Source organism: Vibrio sp. Vb0667 (assembly GCF_033391095.1).
The window spans coordinates 1-1384 of sequence record NZ_JAWPOL010000185.1 but is presented as its reverse complement, the minus strand read 5'-3'; the positions used below and the strand labels follow the sequence as shown (position 1 = coordinate 1384).

Genomic DNA, 1384 nt, shown 5'->3' with positions numbered 1-1384 from the left:
GATATAAAAGATCCGTCACAAAACATTACGTGGAAGACGCCAGAAGGCGGTGGCGGGCCTAATTATCAGAATATGTAGTCAATAGAGCATGATAGCACCGTGTCTATCATGCTCTCTCCTTAAAGGGTGAAGCAAAATCGAGGACTTAAACCTCTACTCCTGCTTCATCTTCTTGCACAATATCTGTTTCTTGACTTGCTTCCGCTAGCCACTTTTGTACCGCTTGGCTTGCTAGCACTTTTTGCTGGTAAGCTTTAGCGCCTTGGGACAATTCAATGCCATAAGTTTCAAAGCGCAACGCAACCGGTGCATACATAGCATCGGCAATCGACCACTCTCCAAACAAAAAAGCGTCTGGGAACTTTGCCATTTGCTCAGACCAAATTGCGTCTATGCGTGCAATATCCTTTAGTGCTCCATCGCTCAGATCTACTTTTCGACGTGCGCGACAGTTCATCGGTAACTCGTTTCTCAAATCAAAAAAGCCCGAATGCATTTCAGCCGAAATCGCGCGCGCTTTCGCTTTGTACGCTACATGGCTTGGCCACGCCTTTCCTTGTAGGTACTGCTCGTTCACATATTCCAAAATCGCTAAGGAATCCCAAACCGTGACTTCGCCATCAACCAATGTTGGTACTTTGGCCGTTGGTGTTACGCTCGCCAGCTTGTCGTAGAAGTCTTCAGTAAACAGCGTTAGCTTAGTCACATCCACTTTTACATCGTATTGAGAAAAAATGAGCCACGCTCGCAATGACCAACTTGAGTAGTTTTGATTCCCGATAAAGAGTTGCATTGTTGCCTCCATGCCAAATGGTGTTGTTATTAATTAAAGCGTGAAATCACAATATCTGATTGTTTTATTTCAAACTAACGGATAGTTTTGATGGAACACTTCAACAAAAACGATGGATAGAAAAGAATATGGATATTGACGCGCTGCGCAGCTTTCTTGCGTTTGTTGAAACAGGCAGCTTCACTCGTGCTGCAAAACAAATCAATCGCACCCAATCCGCGTTTAGTGCTCAAATGCGAAAGCTTGAAGATGAACTCCATGTCAGCTTATTCGAAAAGGAAGGTCGCAACCTTGTACTGAGCGAAGCGGGTATGTCACTTCGTGCGCACGCAGAGCAACTCGTAAGTTTGCACAATCAAGCCGTCAAGCAAGTAAAACGCTACGAAAACAAACGCCCACTGCGTTTAGGATGTCCAGAAGACTATAACGATAGTCTGCTGCCTAAAGTCATCCGCGTATTGCAGCAAACCGAACCGACCTGCTCTATCCAGGTGTACAGTGAGCCAAGCGTGACGCTCCGCGAATGGCTAGATGAAGGCAAATTAGACGCCGCCATCGTGACTCGTGCACCCGATAGCGAAGAAGGATACT

3 protein-coding genes are annotated in these 1384 nt (G+C 46.0%); 2 read left to right on the top strand and 1 reads right to left on the bottom strand.

The window, feature by feature from the left end:
• Positions 1-78 (top strand): 4Fe-4S dicluster domain-containing protein (locus R8269_RS26740; protein ID WP_412079969.1); only part of this gene is annotated, 78 nt, incomplete at its 5' end.
• A 67-nt stretch (positions 79-145) separates the two neighbouring features.
• Here the strand turns inward: R8269_RS26740 and R8269_RS24480 are convergent.
• Positions 146-793, bottom strand: a complete 648-nt coding sequence (locus R8269_RS24480; RefSeq protein ID WP_318222811.1) for a glutathione S-transferase family protein — start codon at positions 791-793, stop codon at positions 146-148.
• 128 nt (positions 794-921) lie between these two features.
• Here R8269_RS24480 and R8269_RS24475 point away from each other — a divergent pair.
• A partial coding sequence (locus R8269_RS24475; protein ID WP_318222810.1) for a LysR family transcriptional regulator occupies positions 922-1384 on the top strand: 463 nt, incomplete at its 3' end.